The 17,192-nt window shown below is 71.5% G+C and carries 16 protein-coding genes; 5 read left to right on the top strand and 11 right to left on the bottom strand.

The window, feature by feature from the left end; genetic code table 11:
• Window positions 1-17: 17 nt before the first annotated feature.
• The 3 genes from AC0KTA_RS38535 to AC0KTA_RS38525 form a co-directional block, all read right to left on the bottom strand.
• Window positions 18-1,232, bottom strand: a complete 1,215-nt coding sequence (locus tag AC0KTA_RS38535) for a cytochrome P450 (RefSeq protein WP_481052844.1) — start codon at window positions 1,230-1,232, stop codon at window positions 18-20.
• A 1,122-nt stretch (window positions 1,233-2,354) separates the two neighbouring features.
• Window positions 2,355-2,627, bottom strand: a complete 273-nt coding sequence (locus tag AC0KTA_RS38530) for a hypothetical protein (protein ID WP_481052843.1) — start codon at window positions 2,625-2,627, stop codon at window positions 2,355-2,357.
• A gap of 513 nt (window positions 2,628-3,140) precedes the next feature.
• Window positions 3,141-4,058 carry an alpha/beta fold hydrolase gene (locus AC0KTA_RS38525; protein ID WP_481056706.1) on the bottom strand — a complete coding sequence of 306 codons (918 nt, stop codon included), beginning with the start codon at window positions 4,056-4,058 and terminating at the stop codon, window positions 3,141-3,143.
• Window positions 4,059-4,421: 363 nt separating this feature from the next.
• On the opposite strand from AC0KTA_RS38525, the gene AC0KTA_RS38520 reads away from it, so the two are divergent.
• Window positions 4,422-5,030 carry a hypothetical protein gene (locus tag AC0KTA_RS38520; protein ID WP_481052842.1) on the top strand — a complete coding sequence of 203 codons (609 nt, stop codon included), beginning with the start codon at window positions 4,422-4,424 and terminating at the stop codon, window positions 5,028-5,030.
• 120 nt (window positions 5,031-5,150) lie between these two features.
• On the opposite strand, the gene AC0KTA_RS38515 is transcribed toward AC0KTA_RS38520, so the two are convergent.
• The 3 genes from AC0KTA_RS38515 to AC0KTA_RS38505 form a co-directional block, all read right to left on the bottom strand.
• Window positions 5,151-5,360 (bottom strand): hypothetical protein, encoded by a 210-nt coding sequence (locus AC0KTA_RS38515; RefSeq protein ID WP_481052841.1) that lies wholly within the window; start codon window positions 5,358-5,360, stop codon window positions 5,151-5,153.
• 125 nt (window positions 5,361-5,485) lie between these two features.
• Window positions 5,486-6,931 carry an argininosuccinate synthase gene (gene argG, locus AC0KTA_RS38510; RefSeq protein WP_481052840.1) on the bottom strand — a complete coding sequence of 482 codons (1,446 nt, stop codon included), beginning with the start codon at window positions 6,929-6,931 and terminating at the stop codon, window positions 5,486-5,488.
• Window positions 6,932-6,948: 17 nt separating this feature from the next.
• Window positions 6,949-7,824 (bottom strand): LysR family transcriptional regulator, encoded by an 876-nt coding sequence (locus AC0KTA_RS38505; RefSeq protein ID WP_481052839.1) that lies wholly within the window; start codon window positions 7,822-7,824, stop codon window positions 6,949-6,951.
• A gap of 80 nt (window positions 7,825-7,904) precedes the next feature.
• On the opposite strand from AC0KTA_RS38505, the gene AC0KTA_RS38500 reads away from it, so the two are divergent.
• Together AC0KTA_RS38500 and AC0KTA_RS38495 are read left to right on the top strand one after the other, a co-directional pair.
• Window positions 7,905-8,870 carry an EamA family transporter gene (locus tag AC0KTA_RS38500; protein ID WP_481052838.1) on the top strand — a complete coding sequence of 322 codons (966 nt, stop codon included), beginning with the start codon at window positions 7,905-7,907 and terminating at the stop codon, window positions 8,868-8,870.
• Between the two features lie 8 nt (window positions 8,871-8,878).
• Window positions 8,879-9,517 (top strand): NAD(P)-dependent oxidoreductase, encoded by a 639-nt coding sequence (locus tag AC0KTA_RS38495; protein WP_481052837.1) that lies wholly within the window; start codon window positions 8,879-8,881, stop codon window positions 9,515-9,517.
• 69 nt (window positions 9,518-9,586) lie between these two features.
• Here the strand turns inward: AC0KTA_RS38495 and AC0KTA_RS38490 are convergent, their stop codons facing one another.
• Window positions 9,587-10,438 carry a SigB/SigF/SigG family RNA polymerase sigma factor gene (locus tag AC0KTA_RS38490; RefSeq protein WP_481052836.1) on the bottom strand — a complete coding sequence of 284 codons (852 nt, stop codon included), beginning with the start codon at window positions 10,436-10,438 and terminating at the stop codon, window positions 9,587-9,589.
• Between the two features lie 216 nt (window positions 10,439-10,654).
• On the opposite strand from AC0KTA_RS38490, the gene AC0KTA_RS38485 reads away from it, so the two are divergent.
• Window positions 10,655-11,854 carry a PP2C family protein-serine/threonine phosphatase gene (locus AC0KTA_RS38485; RefSeq protein ID WP_481052835.1) on the top strand — a complete coding sequence of 400 codons (1,200 nt, stop codon included), beginning with the start codon at window positions 10,655-10,657 and terminating at the stop codon, window positions 11,852-11,854.
• Between the two features lie 107 nt (window positions 11,855-11,961).
• A complete protein-coding gene (locus AC0KTA_RS38480) occupies window positions 11,962-13,128 on the top strand; it encodes a lactate 2-monooxygenase (RefSeq protein ID WP_481052834.1) in 1,167 nt (388 codons plus the stop codon).
• A 34-nt stretch (window positions 13,129-13,162) separates the two neighbouring features.
• On the opposite strand, the gene AC0KTA_RS38475 is transcribed toward AC0KTA_RS38480, so the two are convergent.
• The 4 genes from AC0KTA_RS38475 to AC0KTA_RS38460 form a co-directional block, all read right to left on the bottom strand.
• Window positions 13,163-14,374: an ABC transporter permease gene (locus tag AC0KTA_RS38475; RefSeq protein ID WP_481052833.1), complete on the bottom strand. Its 1,212-nt coding sequence runs from the start codon at window positions 14,372-14,374 to the stop codon at window positions 13,163-13,165.
• An 8-nt stretch (window positions 14,375-14,382) separates the two neighbouring features.
• Window positions 14,383-15,075, bottom strand: coding sequence for an ABC transporter ATP-binding protein (locus tag AC0KTA_RS38470; RefSeq protein ID WP_481056705.1), 693 nt, complete (start codon window positions 15,073-15,075; stop codon window positions 14,383-14,385).
• Between the two features lie 68 nt (window positions 15,076-15,143).
• The gene (locus AC0KTA_RS38465) at window positions 15,144-16,574 is read right to left on the bottom strand and encodes a peptidoglycan-binding protein (RefSeq protein WP_481052832.1); all 1,431 of its coding nucleotides are present in this window, start codon (window positions 16,572-16,574) and stop codon (window positions 15,144-15,146) included.
• Entirely contained in the window at window positions 16,571-17,155 is a 585-nt protein-coding gene (locus AC0KTA_RS38460; RefSeq protein WP_481052831.1) for a hypothetical protein, read from the bottom strand. Before AC0KTA_RS38460 ends, AC0KTA_RS38465 begins: the two co-directional genes overlap by 4 nt.
• Between the last annotated feature and the right edge of the window lie 37 nt (window positions 17,156-17,192).

The raw sequence follows: 17,192 nt of genomic DNA, 5'->3' as shown, positions 1-17,192 counted from the left end.
GCGCCGGGGTCCGGTCGCTAGGGCCTTTTGACCTCGACCGGCAGGTGACGTACGCCGACGATGACGGCCGGGTTCTGGTACGTGACGTCGGCGTAGGAGGGGATGGCGAGATCGCGGTAGTCGTCGAGCAGCATGCGCAGCGCGATCCGCGCCTCCAGGCGGGCCAGCGGCGCGCCGAAGCAGAAGTGGATGCCGTGCCCGAACGTCAGGTGGTTGTTGGGGCCGCGGCGGATGTCGAGGGTGTCGGGCGCGGTGAACCGGCTCGGGTCGCGGTTGGCGGCGCCCAGGTGGGCCATGACGAGGGTGTTGACGGGCAGTTCGTGGCCGCCGAGTACCACGGGCTTGCAGACGCGGCGGCCCAGTTCGGGGAAGGGCGGCAGCAGGCGCAGCACCTCTTCGACGGCGTCGGGCAGCAGGTCGGGTTCCGCGCGCAGGGTGGTGAGGGTGCCGGGCTGCTGGTCGAAGGCCACCAGGGCGTTGCCGAGGAGGGCGGTGGTGGTGACGTGGCCGGCGACCAGGAGCAGGGCGACGAACCCGACCATCTCCTGGTCCTCCAGGCGCACGCCGTCCACCTCGGCGGCGATGAGCTTGCTGATCAGGTCGTCGGCGGGGTGGGCGCGGCGGTGCCGGATGTGGTCGAGGACGTAACTGTTCATCTCGCGCACGGTCGGCGCGATGGCTTCGAGCGCGCGCTCCAGGTCGGCCGTGTCGGGCGTCTCGCCCAGTTGGTCGCCGCCGAAGAGGGTGGCCGCCCACTCCTGGAACAGCGGGTGGTCGTCCGGCGGGATGCCGAGCAGTTCGGCGATCACGATGATCGGCAGCGGGTGGGCGAGGGTGTCGACGACGTCGAATCTGTCGCTGTCCGCGACGGTGTCCAGCAGGCGCCTGCACACTGCTTCGATGCGCGGTTCGAGGCCGTGCACCACGCGCGGGGTGAACGCCTGGCTCACCAGGGTGCGGAACTTGCGGTGCTCCGGCGGGTCCATGCCTACGAAGTTGCCCTGCTTGAAGGCGTCGAAGTCCTCCTGCGAGGGGGCGATCGGGGTCATGTCCGAGGAGTACGTCGCCGGGTCGGCGAGCACGGCGGCGACCCCTTGGTAGTCGACGACGCGCCACACTCCCTGCGCTTCGTCGTAGCGCACCGGCCCGGTCTCGCGCAGGGAGCGCCAGCGGTCGGTGAGCGTGGTGAAGGGCTGGTCTAAGTGTGCCTCTGTCGATTCGCTGCTGGTCACTTCTCTCCCTTGGATGGCGCGCGCGGGCACAGTGGGGCCACGGGCGGGCTGCTGCTCGGGCGGTCGCGTTCGGAGCGCCGGGCGGTGGACGTCGTGCGTCCCCGGTCGGGCGGGCAACGCGCGCAGACGGAGCACGGCGAAGGCCGGGCATGCGTGCCACCGCTGCGCCCGCGGGCTTGAACTCGGCATGCGGGCGGGCCGGTCGGGCCCGCACGTCGCTCGGGCCGATGTCTGCGCGGGTCTAGGCGCAGTTGGCGTGCCCGCCGGGCTGCACTGCTGTCATCCGTCCGTCAACGACGCCGCGTGGGCCGGCTCAACACGGCCGCCCCGGCGCACGTCGGTGCTTCGCCCGCCCCCGGACGAAGGACGGCACCTGCTGTGCGAACCTTGCCGACATCACTCATCCCCCAGTGAAACGTTCCGCGCCGCTGGTTTGCGCGCGTACTTCCCCATGCACCTACGAACCGGTGACGGCCCCGGAGAGGCCGGGTGCCCGGGAACGGGGTGAGGCGGTGCGCACACCCGACGGACGCCGTCCGACGCTCTGCTCAGTGCGCACTCGAACCACCTTCGTCCCGGTCGAACTCGGCCACAGTCTTCACGGTGGGTCACCGGATAGCAACCCCCCAAAGTTGAACGGATAGTGCTCCCGCTGCCGCACGCAGTAACCGGCGAGTAGCTTCCGCGAGGCCCCAACCTCGCACGACGGCCAGGCCAGGCCATGGCCTGCCTCCACTGCCCTGTCACCACCCCCTCAAACACTCCCGTCCGGAAGACGGCGCGTTCTACCCTGCGGACAAGTGACCGAAAACCCCTCCCACCAGGGGCAGAAGAGGGATTGACAGCACGAACGGCCAGCCGGTGAACACCAGTTGGCCGATTCTCCACTCCGGCAAGCCTCATTCCGGCCCGTGGCATTGACACGGACCGGCCTGCTCCAGTGCGCCGGAGCGCGAAGGACCGGGCCAAAAGAGCGACGCCGCTCGGCTCACAGGGGAGCACTGGGGGCGCACGGTGACACAGCGCGCGCGGGCGCATGCCTCTGATGGAAGAGGTGTTCGCCCACGTCACGGCCGCACCGAACGTCCGCCCGGCGTGCGCCCCTTGAGCGACTTCACCTGCTCACCCGAGCACGGCGCAGGCGATGGCCCCGACGATCGACGCCGCGGCGATGGCGAGCATGAGGACGCGCACCCACACCGCCGCACTCCACCCGGCGAACCGCACCGGACCAGGCCGGCAGCCCGCCCGGTCCGCACACAGGCCGCACTCGCCCCTGCGCAGTACAGGGCTGTCCATCCAGTAGGCACCGAGCAGTTCGGCGCCGGTGTCCCGCTCCAGGCCGGTGTCCTGCTCCAGGCTGTGCTCGCCGCTCGGCAGTACGGGGCTGTTCATCCAATGGACGACGGGCAGTTGAGCGCAGGTGCCCTCATCCTGCCCTGACTTCTCTCCTGGCTCCATGAACGGTCAACGACGCCACACACAGGCCACGGCCGGGCTTCGCAGCTTCGTTTCAAGCCCTTCACCCCGGCGTAACCCTTTTACCCCGAATGGCCCTACTCGAGGAGAGCGGCCGGAACTCGCACCCTGAGGGCGAGTTTCACCGGCCCCGGCAGGGAAATGCGGCACGAGAGACTGCCGAGACCTCCGGGTGCCGTTCCCGAACAGGGGAGACTCCCGCGCCCCTGGGTGCCTGTTGAGGGAGTGCGCCCCGCGTGGGGAAGGGAGCTCCCCCGCGGGGCGCACGCAGTCGTTGCCCACGGGCTCGGGCGACGCCCACCGTCCTGCACGGCACGGTCTTCGACACAGGACGTCCCCTGGGCGACACCAGGGGCAGCCGCACTCCCGCGACAGCCGTCACCGGTGCCGCCGGCCAGGAGCCTCGACGCTCCTCGGCACCGGTGCTCCTCAACGCGATTCTCCTCCCCCGCGCCCGGCCGGGTGGGGGGATCGGTCGGCCAGGAACGCCAGCACCACCTCGGCCACCTCGTCCGGCACCTCCTCGGCGAGGTCGTGTCCCGCGTCGAAGACGTGACCGGTGACGTCGTGAGCGAGGAGACGCATCTGGGCCTCGTTGCGGTCGCCGATGAACGCCGAGCCGCCGAGCGCAAGTACGGGCACCTCCAGCGTCGTCCGCGCGGCTCGGCGATTCTGTTCGGCGTCGACGAGCATCGCGCGATAGATCGACAGCATCGACCGTATGCCGCCCGGCATGGAGTAGCAGCGCACGTACTCGTCGACGGCCTCCGCCGTGGCCGTGTCGGGGTGGCTGCGCTCGTACTTCAACATGTGGGTGAGCAGCTCGCGTTCGTGACCGGCGATCAGCATCTCGGGAACGTCCGGCTGGAAATAGAAGCCCAGATGCCACAGGTGCATCCCGCCCTCGACGTTCTCCGCGGTGAGAGCGGTGTGATCCTCGAAGCCGAACCCCGGCAGCAATGCCTCCGCGAACACCAGGGCATCGACACGGTCGCGATGCCGGGCGGCGAGCTGGTAGCCGATGGCCGCTCCCCAGTCCTCGCCCATCACGCTGTAGGACGCGTGGCCGAGGCGGGCCATCAGCTCGGCGATGTCGTCGCTCATCGTCGCGGAGTCGAATCCTCCCGCGGGATGGTCGGAGTCGCCGAGACCGCGAAGGTCCGGCACGACGACGGTGTGCCGGGCCGTGAGCCGCGGGACGAGGTACCGCCAGTGGTAGCCGGTCTTGGGCACGCCGTGCAGCAGCACCAGAGCCGGGCCGGACCCGGCCGTCCGGTAGTGCAGCTTCGTGCCGTTGACAGCGGCGCGGCCCGTACGGACGGGTTCCCCACGATGATCGGCCAGCAGTGCTCCACCCATTCCACTCACTCCTCCCACGCGCTCCACGGAGGCAGCTTCCACGGCGTCCGCAGGCGAGTTCATCTGGTTACTGACTCACCGTAGGTGAGTGTGCTCTGGCCTGGAAGAACGCACTTTTGCGTGAGAGAGGCACCGGATGGTGACCACGGGACCCGACCCCGGCACCTCCAACTCACCTCCGCGGTCCGCCCGTTGTTGCCGTCCGGTGACATGCGGGACAGAGCCGTGACGTACGCGAGGACAACGATCGCGCCGCTCCACGGGTCGTAGGGAGCACAGATCGCCGTGCAGGGGGGCGGTCCGATCCGCGCGAAGCAGCGGGTCGACGAGAGCGACTTGGGGAGACGGAAGATGAGCGTGCGTGTGAATGTGAGGCTGCTGGCGCTGGCGGCGGCGGTGGCCGCATCGGGTGTCGCGGTGGGGACGGTTCCGGCTGCGGCCGCCGACGGTACGCCGCGGTTCCTGGCGCCGTCCGAGCTGCCGCCGCACGCGTCGTCGGACTGGTACGCGGGGCCGGTGACGGCCGGTCAGCCGGACCCGCTGCCGATGTGCGGGGGCGAGGTCCTGCCGTCGATCTCCGTGCACCGCGCCTACCGCACGGACCTCGACACCGGGGCCCTGCAGGTGACGGTGGTCGAGCGCAGCGAGCAGCGGGCCAAGGACTTCGCGGAGCTGGTCCGCAAGGACCTGGCCGGCTGCGCGAAGAAGGTGATGCGGCAGTACCCCGAGATCACCGCGGCGCAGAAGTACTACGGCAAGGTGAACGCCGAGGAAGGCGCCTACGTCTACGGCGTCCACACCAAGGCCACTTGGGGAGCCTCGGACATCAACATGTACGCGGTGGGCCGCGACGGCAGGACGGTGACGCTCGTCCACTGGGGGCAGATGGGCGGCTTCGCCGACGCCCAGGTGGCCGATTTCAAGACCACGACCGCCACGGCCGTGAAGAAGCTGTACTGACACATCGCACCGGCGCCCAGCCGGTCGTCGGCCGACCGGTGCACGGCACCAGTGAGGCCCCGCACCCGCGCCTGTGCGCGGATGCGGGGCCTCTTCGGGCTTGTGGTGCGGCCCAGGGGGTCAGCGGTGGTGGTGACCGAAGAAGCCCTCGTGGTCATAGGAGAAGCCCGCGCCTTCGGTGATGCCCAGCGGGCCACCGACGTTGCTGAAGTAGCCGCCCTTGCCTTCGTGGTCGTAGCCCTTGCCGCCGTCGGCGATGGCCGTGCCGGCCCCGAGTGCGAGGGCGGACACGGTGAGGGCGGCAGCGAGGATGGTGGAGCGAACACGCATGGGAATGTGCCTCCTGAGAGATACGGGTAGTGCCGTTGGTTGTCCTCCCGCGAGGCCCGGAGAAAGTAACCATGTCGTACTGCCCGCCACCCGAAGAGAGCAGCAGACCTGCCCGACCGGGCCAGTCAGTCCGTGCCGAACTCCATCGCGGCGCGATCCAGCATCTCGTCGTCACCGGAGACCTCGCCGCGCGAGGCGATGGCCTCGGCGCCGCCCTCGGGCACGGTGCCGATCAGCCCGGTCGCGGCCGCCTGCGCGGCGCCGACGGCGGGCGTCGCGGAGCCGACCAGGCCGAGGCCGGCGTACTGCTCCAGCTTGGCCCTCGAGTCGGCGATGTCGAGGTTGCGCATGGTGAGCTGGCCGATCCGGTCCACCGGGCCGAACGCCGAGTCCTCGGTGCGCTCCATGGACAGCTTGTCCGGGTGGTAGCTGAACGCCGGGCCGGTGGTGTCGAGGATCGAGTAGTCCTCGCCGCGCCGCAGTCGCAACGTCACCTCGCCGGTGACGGCCGCGCCGACCCAGCGCTGCAGTGACTCACGCACCATCAGCGCCTGCGGGTCCAGCCAGCGGCCCTCGTACATCAGCCGGCCGAGGCGCCGTCCCTCGTTGTGGTACTGGGCGAGGGTGTCCTCGTTGTGGATCGCGTTGACCAGGCGCTCGTATGCCGCGTGCAGCAGGGCCATGCCGGGCGCCTCGTAGATGCCGCGGCTCTTGGCCTCGATGATCCGGTTCTCGATCTGGTCCGACATGCCCATGCCGTGGCGGCCGCCGATGGCGTTGGCCTCCATCACCAGGTCGACGGGGGAGGCGAACTCCTTGCCGTTGATGGTCACCGGCCGGCCCTGGTCGAAGCCGATCGTCACGTCCTCGGCGGGAATCTCGACCGAGGGGTCCCAGAACTTCACACCCATGATCGGCTCGACGGTCTCGACACCCGTGTTGAGATGCTCGAGGATCTTGGCCTCGTGGGTGGCGCCCCAGATGTTGGCGTCGGTGGAGTACGCCTTCTCGGTGCTGTCGCGGTAGGGCAGGTCGTGGGCGAGCAGCCACTCCGACATTTCCTTGCGGCCACCGAGCTCGGTCACGAAGTCCGCGTCCAGCCAGGGCTTGTAGATCCGCAGGCGCGGGTTGGCGAGCAGGCCGTAGCGGTAGAACCGCTCGATGTCGTTGCCCTTGAACGTCGAGCCGTCGCCCCAGATCTGTACGTCGTCCTCGAGCATCGCCCGGACCAGGAGCGTGCCCGTGACGGCGCGGCCCAGCGGCGTGGTGTTGAAGTAGGCACGCCCGCCCGAGCGGATGTGGAACGCCCCGCAGGTGAGCGCGGCCAGGCCCTCCTCGACGAGCGCCACGCGGCAGTCGACCAGGCGCGCGATCTCGGCGCCGTAGGCCTTCGCGCGGCCGGGCACCGAGGCGATGTCGGGCTCGTCGTACTGACCGATGTCGGCGGTGTAGGTGCACGGGACGGCGCCCTTGTCGCGCATCCACGCGACCGCGACCGAGGTGTCGAGGCCGCCCGAGAAGGCGATGCCGACGCGCTCGCCGGCGGGAAGGGAGGTGAGGACCTTAGACATAGGAAGAGTATGCATCATCACGCATGATCATGCAAAGCACTCTTCAGGAACGCCCGGGTCGCGGGCGTGGGGTTGAACTTGCTCCAGGCGAGATATTCGACCCGGCTCGGGCCGTCGGTGAGCGTGAGCACGCGGACGTCCGGGTTGGAGTGGGCGATGGCGGCGGGCAGGAGGGCGACGGCGAGCCCTCGGCCGACGAACCGCATCATCAGCTCGGCGGACATCATTTCGTAGGCGACATCGCGCTCAAGACCTGCCGCCTCGAAGGCCTGGTCACTCTGCACCCGCCCCCCGGAACCGACGGGGAAGTCGGCGAAGGGCCAGTCCACGAGGCGGCGGAGGGCGACCTCGCCGTGGTCCGCGAGTTCGTGCGCGGGAGAGACGACGGCGACGAGCCGCCCCCGGCCGAGTTCCCGCGCCTCCACGCCCTGGGGCGGGTTCCCGGCTGCCAGGCCGAGGAACGCTACGTCCAGGTCACCCGCAGCGACCTCGGCCGCCATGGCGCCGCTGGCGCCGACGTGCAGGCTCACCCGCACCTGGGGGTGGCGCTCGCGGAAGCGTTGGAGGACCGCGGCGATGTCGACCGCGGTCACCGTGGGGATGATCCCGATCGCCAGCCGACCGCGCACCTCGCCCACCGCCGCGGCCGCGTCGCTCACGGCCCGGTCGGCGGCCTCCAGGCACTGCCGCGCGCCGACGAGGAACGCCTCGCCGGCCGGTGTCAGCTCCACCCGGCGGCTGGTCCGGGCGAACAGTTTCACCCCCAACTCCCGCTCCAGGCCGCCGATCTGGTGGCTCAGCGCCGATTGCGCGACGAAGCACTGCCGGGCGGCCCGGGTGAAGTTCCGCGTCTCCGCGACGGCGACCACGTACCGAAGTTGTCGAAGTTCCACGCGATCAATCTTCCAGCGCGATCGGTCCGATGACAACCATATGTTGGACGGATTGATGGCGGCGGACTGAGACTTCCCGCATGACCACTTCACCGCCCCGACAACGGCCGCGGGCCGCACGCCCCACAGATGGCAGCCGGAACAGCAGCGCCGTCGCCAAGGGCCTGGCGGGCGGCACTGTCGCGCTGATCGCCGCCACCGCCCTCGCGCCCGCCTCGTGGGGAACCACGTACGCGGTGACGACCGAGCTCCTGCCGCCCGACCACCCGCTGTTCGCCGCCCTGTTGCGGTCGCTGCCCGGCGGGCTGCTTCTCCTGCTGGTGACCCGCACGCTGCCCCGCGGCGACTGGTGGTGGAAGGCGGCCGTGCTCGGCGCCCTCAACATCGGCGCCTTCTTCCCGCTGCTCTTCGTGACCGCGGAGCTGCTTCCGGGCGGTGTCGCGGCGACCCTCGGCGCCGTACAGCCGCTCGTCGTCGCGGGCCTCGCGGTGGTCGTGCTGCGGGAGCGGCCCTCGGCCTGGCGCATCGCGTGGGGGGTCGCCGGAGCCGTCGGCGTGGGGCTCGTCGTCCTCGGGCCGACCGCGCGGCTCGACGGGCTCGGCATCGTCGCGGGGCTCGCGGGCGCCGGCTCGATGGCTCTGGGCGTGATCCTCACCAAGCACTGGAGCCGTCCCGGCGAAGTGGGCCCTGTGACGCTCGCCGGCTGGCAGCTGACCGCCGGCGGCCTTGTCCTGCTCCCGCTCACCCTCCTGATCGAAGGCGCTCCCCCGCACCTGGACGGGTCCGCGGTCACCGGCTACCTGTGGCTCGGCACCGTCGGCGGCTTCGTCGCCCACGCCCTGTGGTTCCGCGGCATCGGGCGCCTCCCGGTCACGGCGACCGCCATGCTCGTCCTGCTTTCGCCCCTGGTCGCCGCGCTCATCGGCGCCTTCGTCCTCGGCGAGGACTTCACGCCCGGCCAGATCGCCGGATTCGCTCTCGCCCTGACGGCGCTCGTCGCCGGGCAGCTCACCCCCAGCCAGCTCGCCAGATCTCCCAAGAAGTGAGGATTCACATGAAGATCGCCGTCATCGGAGCCACCGGCATGGTCGGCAGCCGCGTCACCGACGAGGCCGTGCGCCGCGGCCACACGGTCACCGCCGTCTCCCGCCGCCCGGGCGCCCCGCACTCCTTCGCGGAGCGGGTCGACCAGGTCGCCGCGGACGTCACCGACCCCGACGCCCTGCGACCGCTCCTCGCCGCCGCCGACGCCGCCGTCCTGACCATCCGTCCCGCCCCCGGCGCCGAGGCCACGCTGGCCCCGGCGACCACCGGAGTTCTCGACGTGGCCGCCGCCACCGGGACGCCCGTGCTTGTCGTGGGAGGCTCCGGTCCGCTGCGCAGCCCGGACCGGCCCGATCTGCTCGTCCTCGACAATCCCGCGTACGTACCCGCCGAATGGCGCGACTTCGCAGCTGCCAGCACCCACCAGCTGCGAGCCTGCCAGAGCCATCCCGGTGCCGAGTGGACCTTCCTCAGCCCACCCGCGGTACTCGAGCCGGGCGAGCGCACCGGGACCTACCGCCGCGGCACCGACACCCTTCTGATCGACCCCGACGGCCGCTCCCGCATCAGCGCCGAGGACCTCGCGGTCGCCGTGCTCGACGAACTCGAGGCGCCGTCAGGTCTGCGTCATCTGACCGCCGCCCACTGATCGGCCCCGGCGCTCCGACACGCCCTCGCCTGCTCACTCTGTTCCTCCTGTTCGCCCGTGGGCGGCCCGTCATTCGCCCCTGAGCAGGCCCGTCCGCAGGCGGGCCAGGGTGCGGGAGAGCAGTCGAGACACGTGCATCTGCGAGATGCCGAGTACGGCGCCGATCTCGGCCTGGGTCATCTCCTGGCCGAAGCGCATCTCGATGATGCGGCGCTCCCGCTCGTCGAGCTCCGCCAGGAGCGGAGCGAGGGAGTGCAGATGCTCGAAGACCTCGATGGCGGGGTCCGGATCGCCCATGGCGTCGGCGAGGGAGCGGCCGCGCGCGTGCCCCTCGCCGTCGTCGCTCACGTCGTGCGGGGCGTCCAAGGAACCGGCCGCGTACCCATTGGCGGCCACGATCGCCTCCAGGGCCTGCTCCTCGGTGACCCCCATGTCGGCCGCGAGCTCCTTGACCGTCGGCTCGCGGCCGAGCACGGCGGCCAGCTTCTCCTGGGAGCGGGCCAGTTCGGAACGGAGTTCCTGCAGCCTGCGCGGAACGTGCACGGCCCAGCTCGTGTCACGGAAGTAGCGCTTGATCTCGCCGAGGATCCAGGGCACGGCGAACGAGGTGAACTCGAATCCGCGGCTCACGTCGAACCGGTCGATCGCCTTGATCAGGCCCACGGTCCCGACCTGGACGATGTCCTCCATCTGACCGTTGCCGCGATGGCGGAACCGGCCCGCCACGTAGTGCACCAGCGTGAGGTTCATCTCGATCAGGGTGCCGCGTGTGTACTCGTACGCACGTGTCCCCTCCTCCAGCGCCCGGAGCCGGTCGAAGAAGAGCTTCGACAGCTCACGCGCGTCCCGCGGCGCGACCTGGTCGGCCTCCTCGATCCACGGCAGCCCGGCCACCTCACCCCGCGCGCGCCTGTCGCTCACACCGATGCCCCTTGGCACAGCAGCAGCCCTCTCCTCACCCGGTTCGTGCGGTCTCGCAAGTGGTTCCGCGGACGGCGGGCCGCATACCGGGACCTTGTTCACTCCCCTCGGGGACCATCGCCACCTCCCCGTCGGACCCAAGGGCCCGGAACCGATCAACAGCCCGGGCGGGATCCGGGCTCCGGTGTGAGACTGCCTGGGAGGCGGTGATCACAGATGGCGAGCCAAGCGAGAGTGCCCGGTCCCGGGGAACAGCTGCTCGAACAGTTGCTCTCCTCGGCCCACGCGGCGACTCCCATGGAGCTCCCCGCCCTGGTGCAGCGCTTCGCCGACGCCACCGGGCTCGACCGGATCGACGTGTACCTCGTGGACCTGCAGCAGCGCAGTCTGGTGCCCCTGGCCGGGGGGTCGCCCGTCCTCGGTGTGGACACCTCGGTGGCCGGTTCGGCCTACCGGGCCCACGCGCTGCGCGTCGAGGAGCTCGCCCACGGCAGGATCACCACCTGGCTGCCCCTGATCGACGGGGTGGAGCGCCTCGGCGTCATCGGCGCCACGGCGCCCGCCATCGACGGCGCGCTGCTGCGGCGCTGCCGCATGCTGGCCTCGCTCCTGGCCATGGTGATCACCTCGAAGCGGGCGTCCAGCGACAGCTTCGCGCGCCGGACCCGGTCCGCGACCATGCAGCTCCCCGCCGAGATGCTCCGGGCCTTTCTGCCACCCCGCACGATCGGCAACTCCCGCGTGATCTCGACCGCCGTCCTGGAGCCGGCGTACGAGATCGGCGGCGATGTCTTCGACCACTCCCTGACCCGTTCCACCCTGCACGTGGCCATCCTGGACGCCATGGGGCACAACCTGGCGTCCGGTCTGACGACGGCCGTGGCCATGGCGGGCTGCCGCAACGCCCGCCGGGCGGAGGCCGAGCTGCCCGAACTCGTCGACAACATCCAGCAGGCGCTCGCCCGCTGGCTGCCCGAGCAGTTCTGTACGGGGATCTTCGCCCAGCTCGACCTCGCCGAGGGCGTCCTGCGATGGTGCAACTGCGGCCATCCGCCGCCGCTGCTGATCCGCGACCACCGCGTACTCGACCGTGCGCTGGAGCGGCCGGCCCAGCCGCCCATGGGGACGCCCGCGCTGCTGGCCGACGTCGACTGGGAGGTCCAGGAGGAAGCCCTTCAGCCGGGTGACCGCGTGCTCATGTACACCGACGGCGTGACCGAGCTGCGTACGGGAGGAGGCGCCGAGTTCGGCCTGGAGCGGTTCACCGACAGCATCATCCGGGCGACGGCCGCGGGCGAGTCGGCGCCGGAGGCGCTGCGGCAGCTCATCCACTCCATCCTCGACCGGCACGACAACCAACTGCGCGACGACGCGACGCTGTTGCTCCTCGAGTGGTGTCCGCCGGAGACCGTGTGACCTGCCGCGGGCCTGCCTCCCGCCGACTCCACTCGCCCTGGTGACGTCACTTCGTAGATCGCCTACGCTGCGCGGCAGCCGATCCCCTTCGCGATGGGACACAGCCCGTGACACACCCGCCGTTCGGCAACTACCAGAACGAGATCTACCTCAACGGCCTGGGCGGTGTCCTGCCCACCCTGCCGATGACGTTCGCGGAGCTCGAAGCGCGTGCCCGCCAGGCGCTGCCCCCGTCGGTGTGGTCGTACGTCGCGGGTGGCGCCGGCGACGAGCACACCCAGCGGGCCAACGTCGAGGCGTTCCACCGCTGGGGCCTGATGCCGCGGATGCTCGTCGGGGCCGCCGAACGGGATCTGTCCGTGGAGCTGTGGGGCACGCGCTGGCCGGCCCCGGTCTTCATGGCCCCGATCGGCGTCGTCGGACTGTGCGCCCAGGACGGCCACGGTGATCTCGCGACCGCGCGCGCCGCCGCCCGGACCGGCGTGCCGATGTGCGCCTCGACGCTGAGCGTGGACCCCATGGAGGACGTCGCCGCCGAGTTCTCCGGCACGCCCGGGCTCTTCCAGCTCTACACCCCCACCGACCGCGATCTTGCCGAGAGCCTGGTGCGCCGGGCCGAAGCGGCCGGGTTCGCCGGGATCGTCGTCACGCTCGACACCTGGGTGACCGGCTGGCGGCCCCGCGACCTCGCCACGTCCAACTTTCCGCAGCTCCGCGGCAACTGCCTGGCCAACTACACCAGCGACCCCCACTTCCGCTCCCAGGTCGACGCCGACCTCGACGCCGACCCCCGCGCCGGAGTCCTGCACTGGGCAAGCGTCTTCGGCAAGCCACTGACCTGGGACGACCTGACCTGGCTGCGCTCCCTGACCACCCTGCCGCTCATCCTCAAGGGCATCTGCCACCCCGACGACGCACGCCGCGCCCGGGATTTCGGCGTCGACGGGATCTACTGCTCCAACCACGGTGGCCGCCAGGCCAACGGCGGCCTGCCCGCGATCGACTGCCTGCCCGGTGTCGTGGAAGCGGCGGGCGACCTGCCGGTGCTCTTCGACTCCGGGGTGCGCACCGGCACGGACGTGGTCAAGGCCCTGGCACTCGGCGCCACTGCCGTCGGCATCGGCCGCCCCTACGCCTACGGCCTCGCCCTGGGCGGCGTCGACGGCATCGTCCACGTACTGCGTTCGATCCTCGCCGAGGCCGACCTCACGATGGCCGTCGACGGATACCCCGACCTGGCCGCTCTCACGGAGGACGCGATCCGGCGGTGCTGAGGCCCTTGACGGCTGCCAGGGGGCGGCACGCGCCTCAAGCCGCCGCCAGCGCCTCCGTGGGCGGAAGGCGCGCCGCCCGCACCGCCGGGTAGAAGCCGGCGAGGCCGCCGATCACGAGCGTGGCGCCCACGCCGCCTGCCATCGCCCACAGGGGGACGACCGTCGGCCACCCCTGGTAGCCGGCGTACCCGGCCGTCACCGCGATGCCGAGAGCGACGCCGCCCAGGCCGCCGAGGGCCGACAACAGCAGGGACTCGCACAGGAATTGGGTGCGGATCTGGCCCCTGGTCGCGCCCAGGGAGCGGCGCAGGCCGATCTCCGCCCGTCGTTCCAGGACCGAGATGACCATCGTGTTGGCCACGCCGACGCCGCCCACCAGGAGGGCCACCGCGCCCAGGCCGAGGAGGAGGCCGGACAGCGCGTCGTCGGTCGCCTGTTTCGCCGCGAGTGCGTCGGAGGGGCGGGAGACGTCCACCTCGTTGGGGTTCTCCGGGTTCGCCGTCGCGCCCAGGACCTCCTGGACGTCGTGCACCGACGGCTCGTCCGCTCGCGCGTACAGCGTCGTCGCGAAGCCGTCGAAGTCCAGTTCCTTCTCGGCGGCGGGCCAGCCGACGAGCGCGGCCGAGTCGAGTTCGGGGGCGAGTTCGTTCGGGGCGAGGAGGCCCACCACCGTGAACCACCGCTCGCCGAGCCACACTTGTGCCTCCGGGCCCGCCGCGTGGACGCCGAGCTGTTCGGCGGCCCTCGCCCCGAGGACCACCGCCGGATAGCGGGAGGTGGCCGCGTTCAGCCACCGGCCGTCGACCACGTCCACTCCCACCGTTCCCGGCAGGTCGGTGCGGGCGGCGTACACGCCGAGTCCGCCGGTCACTTCCTCGGGCATGTGGTCGTTGCGGTACACCTTCGCGTCGGTCCTGCCGATCGCCGAGACCGATTCCACTCCCTCGATGGCACCGGTCATCTCGACGGCCTCGTCCGGCAGATGCGCCGCGCTGCCGCTGAAGGACTGGCCGGGCGCGGCCGTCAGCAGGTTGGTGCCCAGCGCCGCCATTTTCCGGTCGAGCTCCTCCTGGCTGGAGGTGGAGATGCCCACGACGCCGATCATCGCCGCGATACCGATCGCGATGCCGAGAGCCGAGAGGAACACCCGCATCGGGCGCGAGCGCAGGCCCGAGCCGCCCGTCCGCACCACGTCTGCCGGGCTCAGGCGGGCCGGCTTCGGCCGCGGCCGCGTCGCCGTACTCATGGCCGTACTCATGAGCCCACCCGTTCCACCACGTGGGAGTCGTGTTCGATCCGGCCGTCCCTGATACGTACCTCTCGCGGCAGCGCCGCCGCGATGTCCCGGTCGTGGGTGATGACCACGACCGTCGTGCCCGCCCGGTGCAGTTCGTGCAGGAGGTCCATGACCACCTGACCCGACCGCGAGTCGAGCGCGCCCGTCGGCTCGTCCGCGAGCAGCAGCGAGGGGTCGCCGACCACGGCCCGCGCTATCGCCACGCGCTGCTTCTCCCCGCCGGAGAGCTGGTGCGGCTCGTTGTACAGGCGTCCGCCGAGGCCCACCCGGCGCAGTGCGCGCTCGGCGAGCCGGCGCCGCTCGCCGCGCGGCAGGCCGCTGTAGAGCAGGCCGTCGGCGACCGCGTCGAGGGCCGGTACGCCGGTCGCCAGGTGGAAGGCCTGGAAGACGAAGCCGATGGTGCGGGCGCGCAGCGCGGAGAGCTGACGGTCGGACAGGGCGTCGATCGCGTGACCGTCGACGCGGACCGTGCCCGCGGAGGGGCGGTCCAGTGTCCCCATGATGTTGAGCATCGTCGACTTGCCGGAGCCGGACGGGCCGACGATCGCCAGCATTTCCCCGCGCCGGACGACGATCCCGGCTCCGGCCAGCGCCGCCACGTCCCCGTACGTCTTCGACACCTGCTCCAACTCGACTACGGGCGGCGGCACTTCAGGTGTTCCGCGGCCGTGTACGAACGGCTTCGCTTCGTAGTCCTCACGTTCAGCTACGAACGGCTTCACTTCGGGACCCCCACCTTCAGGCCCTCGGTGATGCCGTCGCCGGACACCTCGACCATGCCGTTCGCGAACATGCCGAGCTCCACCGGCCGGTGCTCGACGCCGGAGCCGGTGACGGCCTGGACCGCGTACCCGCCGCCCTTGCGTGCGACGAGCGCGTTGACGGGAACAGCGAGGACGTCCTTGCGGCTTTCCGCCGCCAGCGTCACGTCGACCGGCGCCGCCTGGTAACGGCCGAGCTTCTTCTGGTCCTTGACGGTGAGCTCGACCGGCAGGGTGGCGCCGTCGGCGCCGCCCTGGGAGTCGCCGCCGTCCTCGGAGGGCCTGGCGGTGGCGGCGTTGCCGACGTCCGTCACGCGGGCTTCGGCCTCGGTGCCGTCGGGCAGTGCGACGGTGGCCCTGGTGCCTTCCTCGACCAGGTCCTCGTACTGCGCCTCCAAATCGACGGTGACCTTCCGTGCGGTGCCGGTCCAGGTGAGTACCTCGCCCGAGGCCACGTCGCCGCGGGACGCCTCGACCTCGGCCACGCGCCTGGCTCCGGAGGCCACGACGGCGTCCCCCGGCGTGACGTTGCCGGTCTCTTCCCGGCCCAGGTCCTCCTGCCAGTCCTTGACGGCCTCCTCGGTGCCCGAGGTGTACTCCTCGTCCGTGGTGAAGCCGGTGTGGCCGAGCGCGGCCAGGTTCTTCTCGAGCATTTCCACGTCGGCGCCTTCGGCGCCCACGTCGAGCGTGCGGTAGAGCGGGGTGGAGCCGTACAGCAGCGGCACCTTCTTCTCGTCCACGCTGTACGCCGCCTCACCGCGTTCGATCTCTGCGCCCTCGGCGGGCAGCCAGGTGAGAGTGCCCTCCGGGGCGGTGGGGTTCCCGGCCTCGGAGCCGGTGGAACTCCCGCTCCCGGAGCCAGTAGAACTCCCGCCCCCGGGAGGAGCGGTGGCGTTCCCTCCGTTCGCGTCGCTCTCCCCCGCCGGGTCGCTCGCGCCGTCCGTCCCCGTCGGCTCACCGGCGCCGCCCGCCCCGGCCCGCACCGGGCTCGCCTCGCCGTAGCCGAGCGTGCCGTCGACCGTCTCGCCCCGGGTCAGTGTCCGCTCCTCGACGGTGGCCGTCCGCGCCGGTCCCGACGGGTCGGCCGCGGCGGGGCCCGCGCCGTCACCGCCCAGCGCACCGGTCGCCGCGATGCCGCCCGCGCCGGCGACCGCGGTCGCGGCCAGGACGATCAGCGACGTACGCAGGGGCCGCCGTCGACGCACGGCACCGCCGCCCCCGGCCGCGACACGCGGCTTGTCGTCGCTGTCCGGCCCGGCCACATCGACGACGGGCCCGCTCACATCGGTGTCCGGCCCGCTCACCTCGGCAACGGGCCCGCTCACATCGGCGTCCGGCCCACTCACCTCGGCGGCGGCCCCGCTCACGTCGGCGTCCGCCCCGCTCACCGGCCCCCGCCTCCCTTCATCATGACGCCACCGGCAGGGCGCTTGTCCCGGCAGGCCTCCATGGCCTGCCGGAACTTGGGGTCGTCGCCCTTCATCCCGACAGCGGACATGTCGATCAGCATCGAGCCGCCGTCGATCTCCGGGTCGGGGAACTTGGGCACCCCGTTCTCACGCATGCACCGCGCCCACTCGGCGACCTTCGCGGAGTCGAGCGGCTTGCCCCCGTTCGGGCCGCCCTCGCCCTGCGGAGACAGGTCCTTGCAGGCCTCCTGGGCCTCCTTGAACTCCGGCGACTGCGGGTCGACGCCCGAACCGGGGCCGATCCTGATGCCGCCACCGCCCTGCTCCGGGTCGGGGAACTCCGACACCCCGTTCTCGCGCATGCACTTCGCGTACGCGAGGCCGCGTTCCGCCGGGCTCGTCGGCGACGGCTTCTCCCCCGCCGCCTTCCCGTCCGCTTCCGCCGCCTGCGGCGAGCCGTCCGAGCAGGCCGTCAGGGCCGCTCCGGTCAGGGCCAGCGAGGCGAGCAGCGGGGCGACGGTCCATGTCCGTGCGTTCTTGCGCCTGTACGTCGGTTTCATGCGGTCAAGGTCTACGGAGGCGGCGGTTACACGGCGG

It is taken from the genome of Streptomyces sp. Y309, from assembly GCF_056712025.1.
This window is presented reverse-complemented; position numbering and strand designations above follow the sequence as displayed.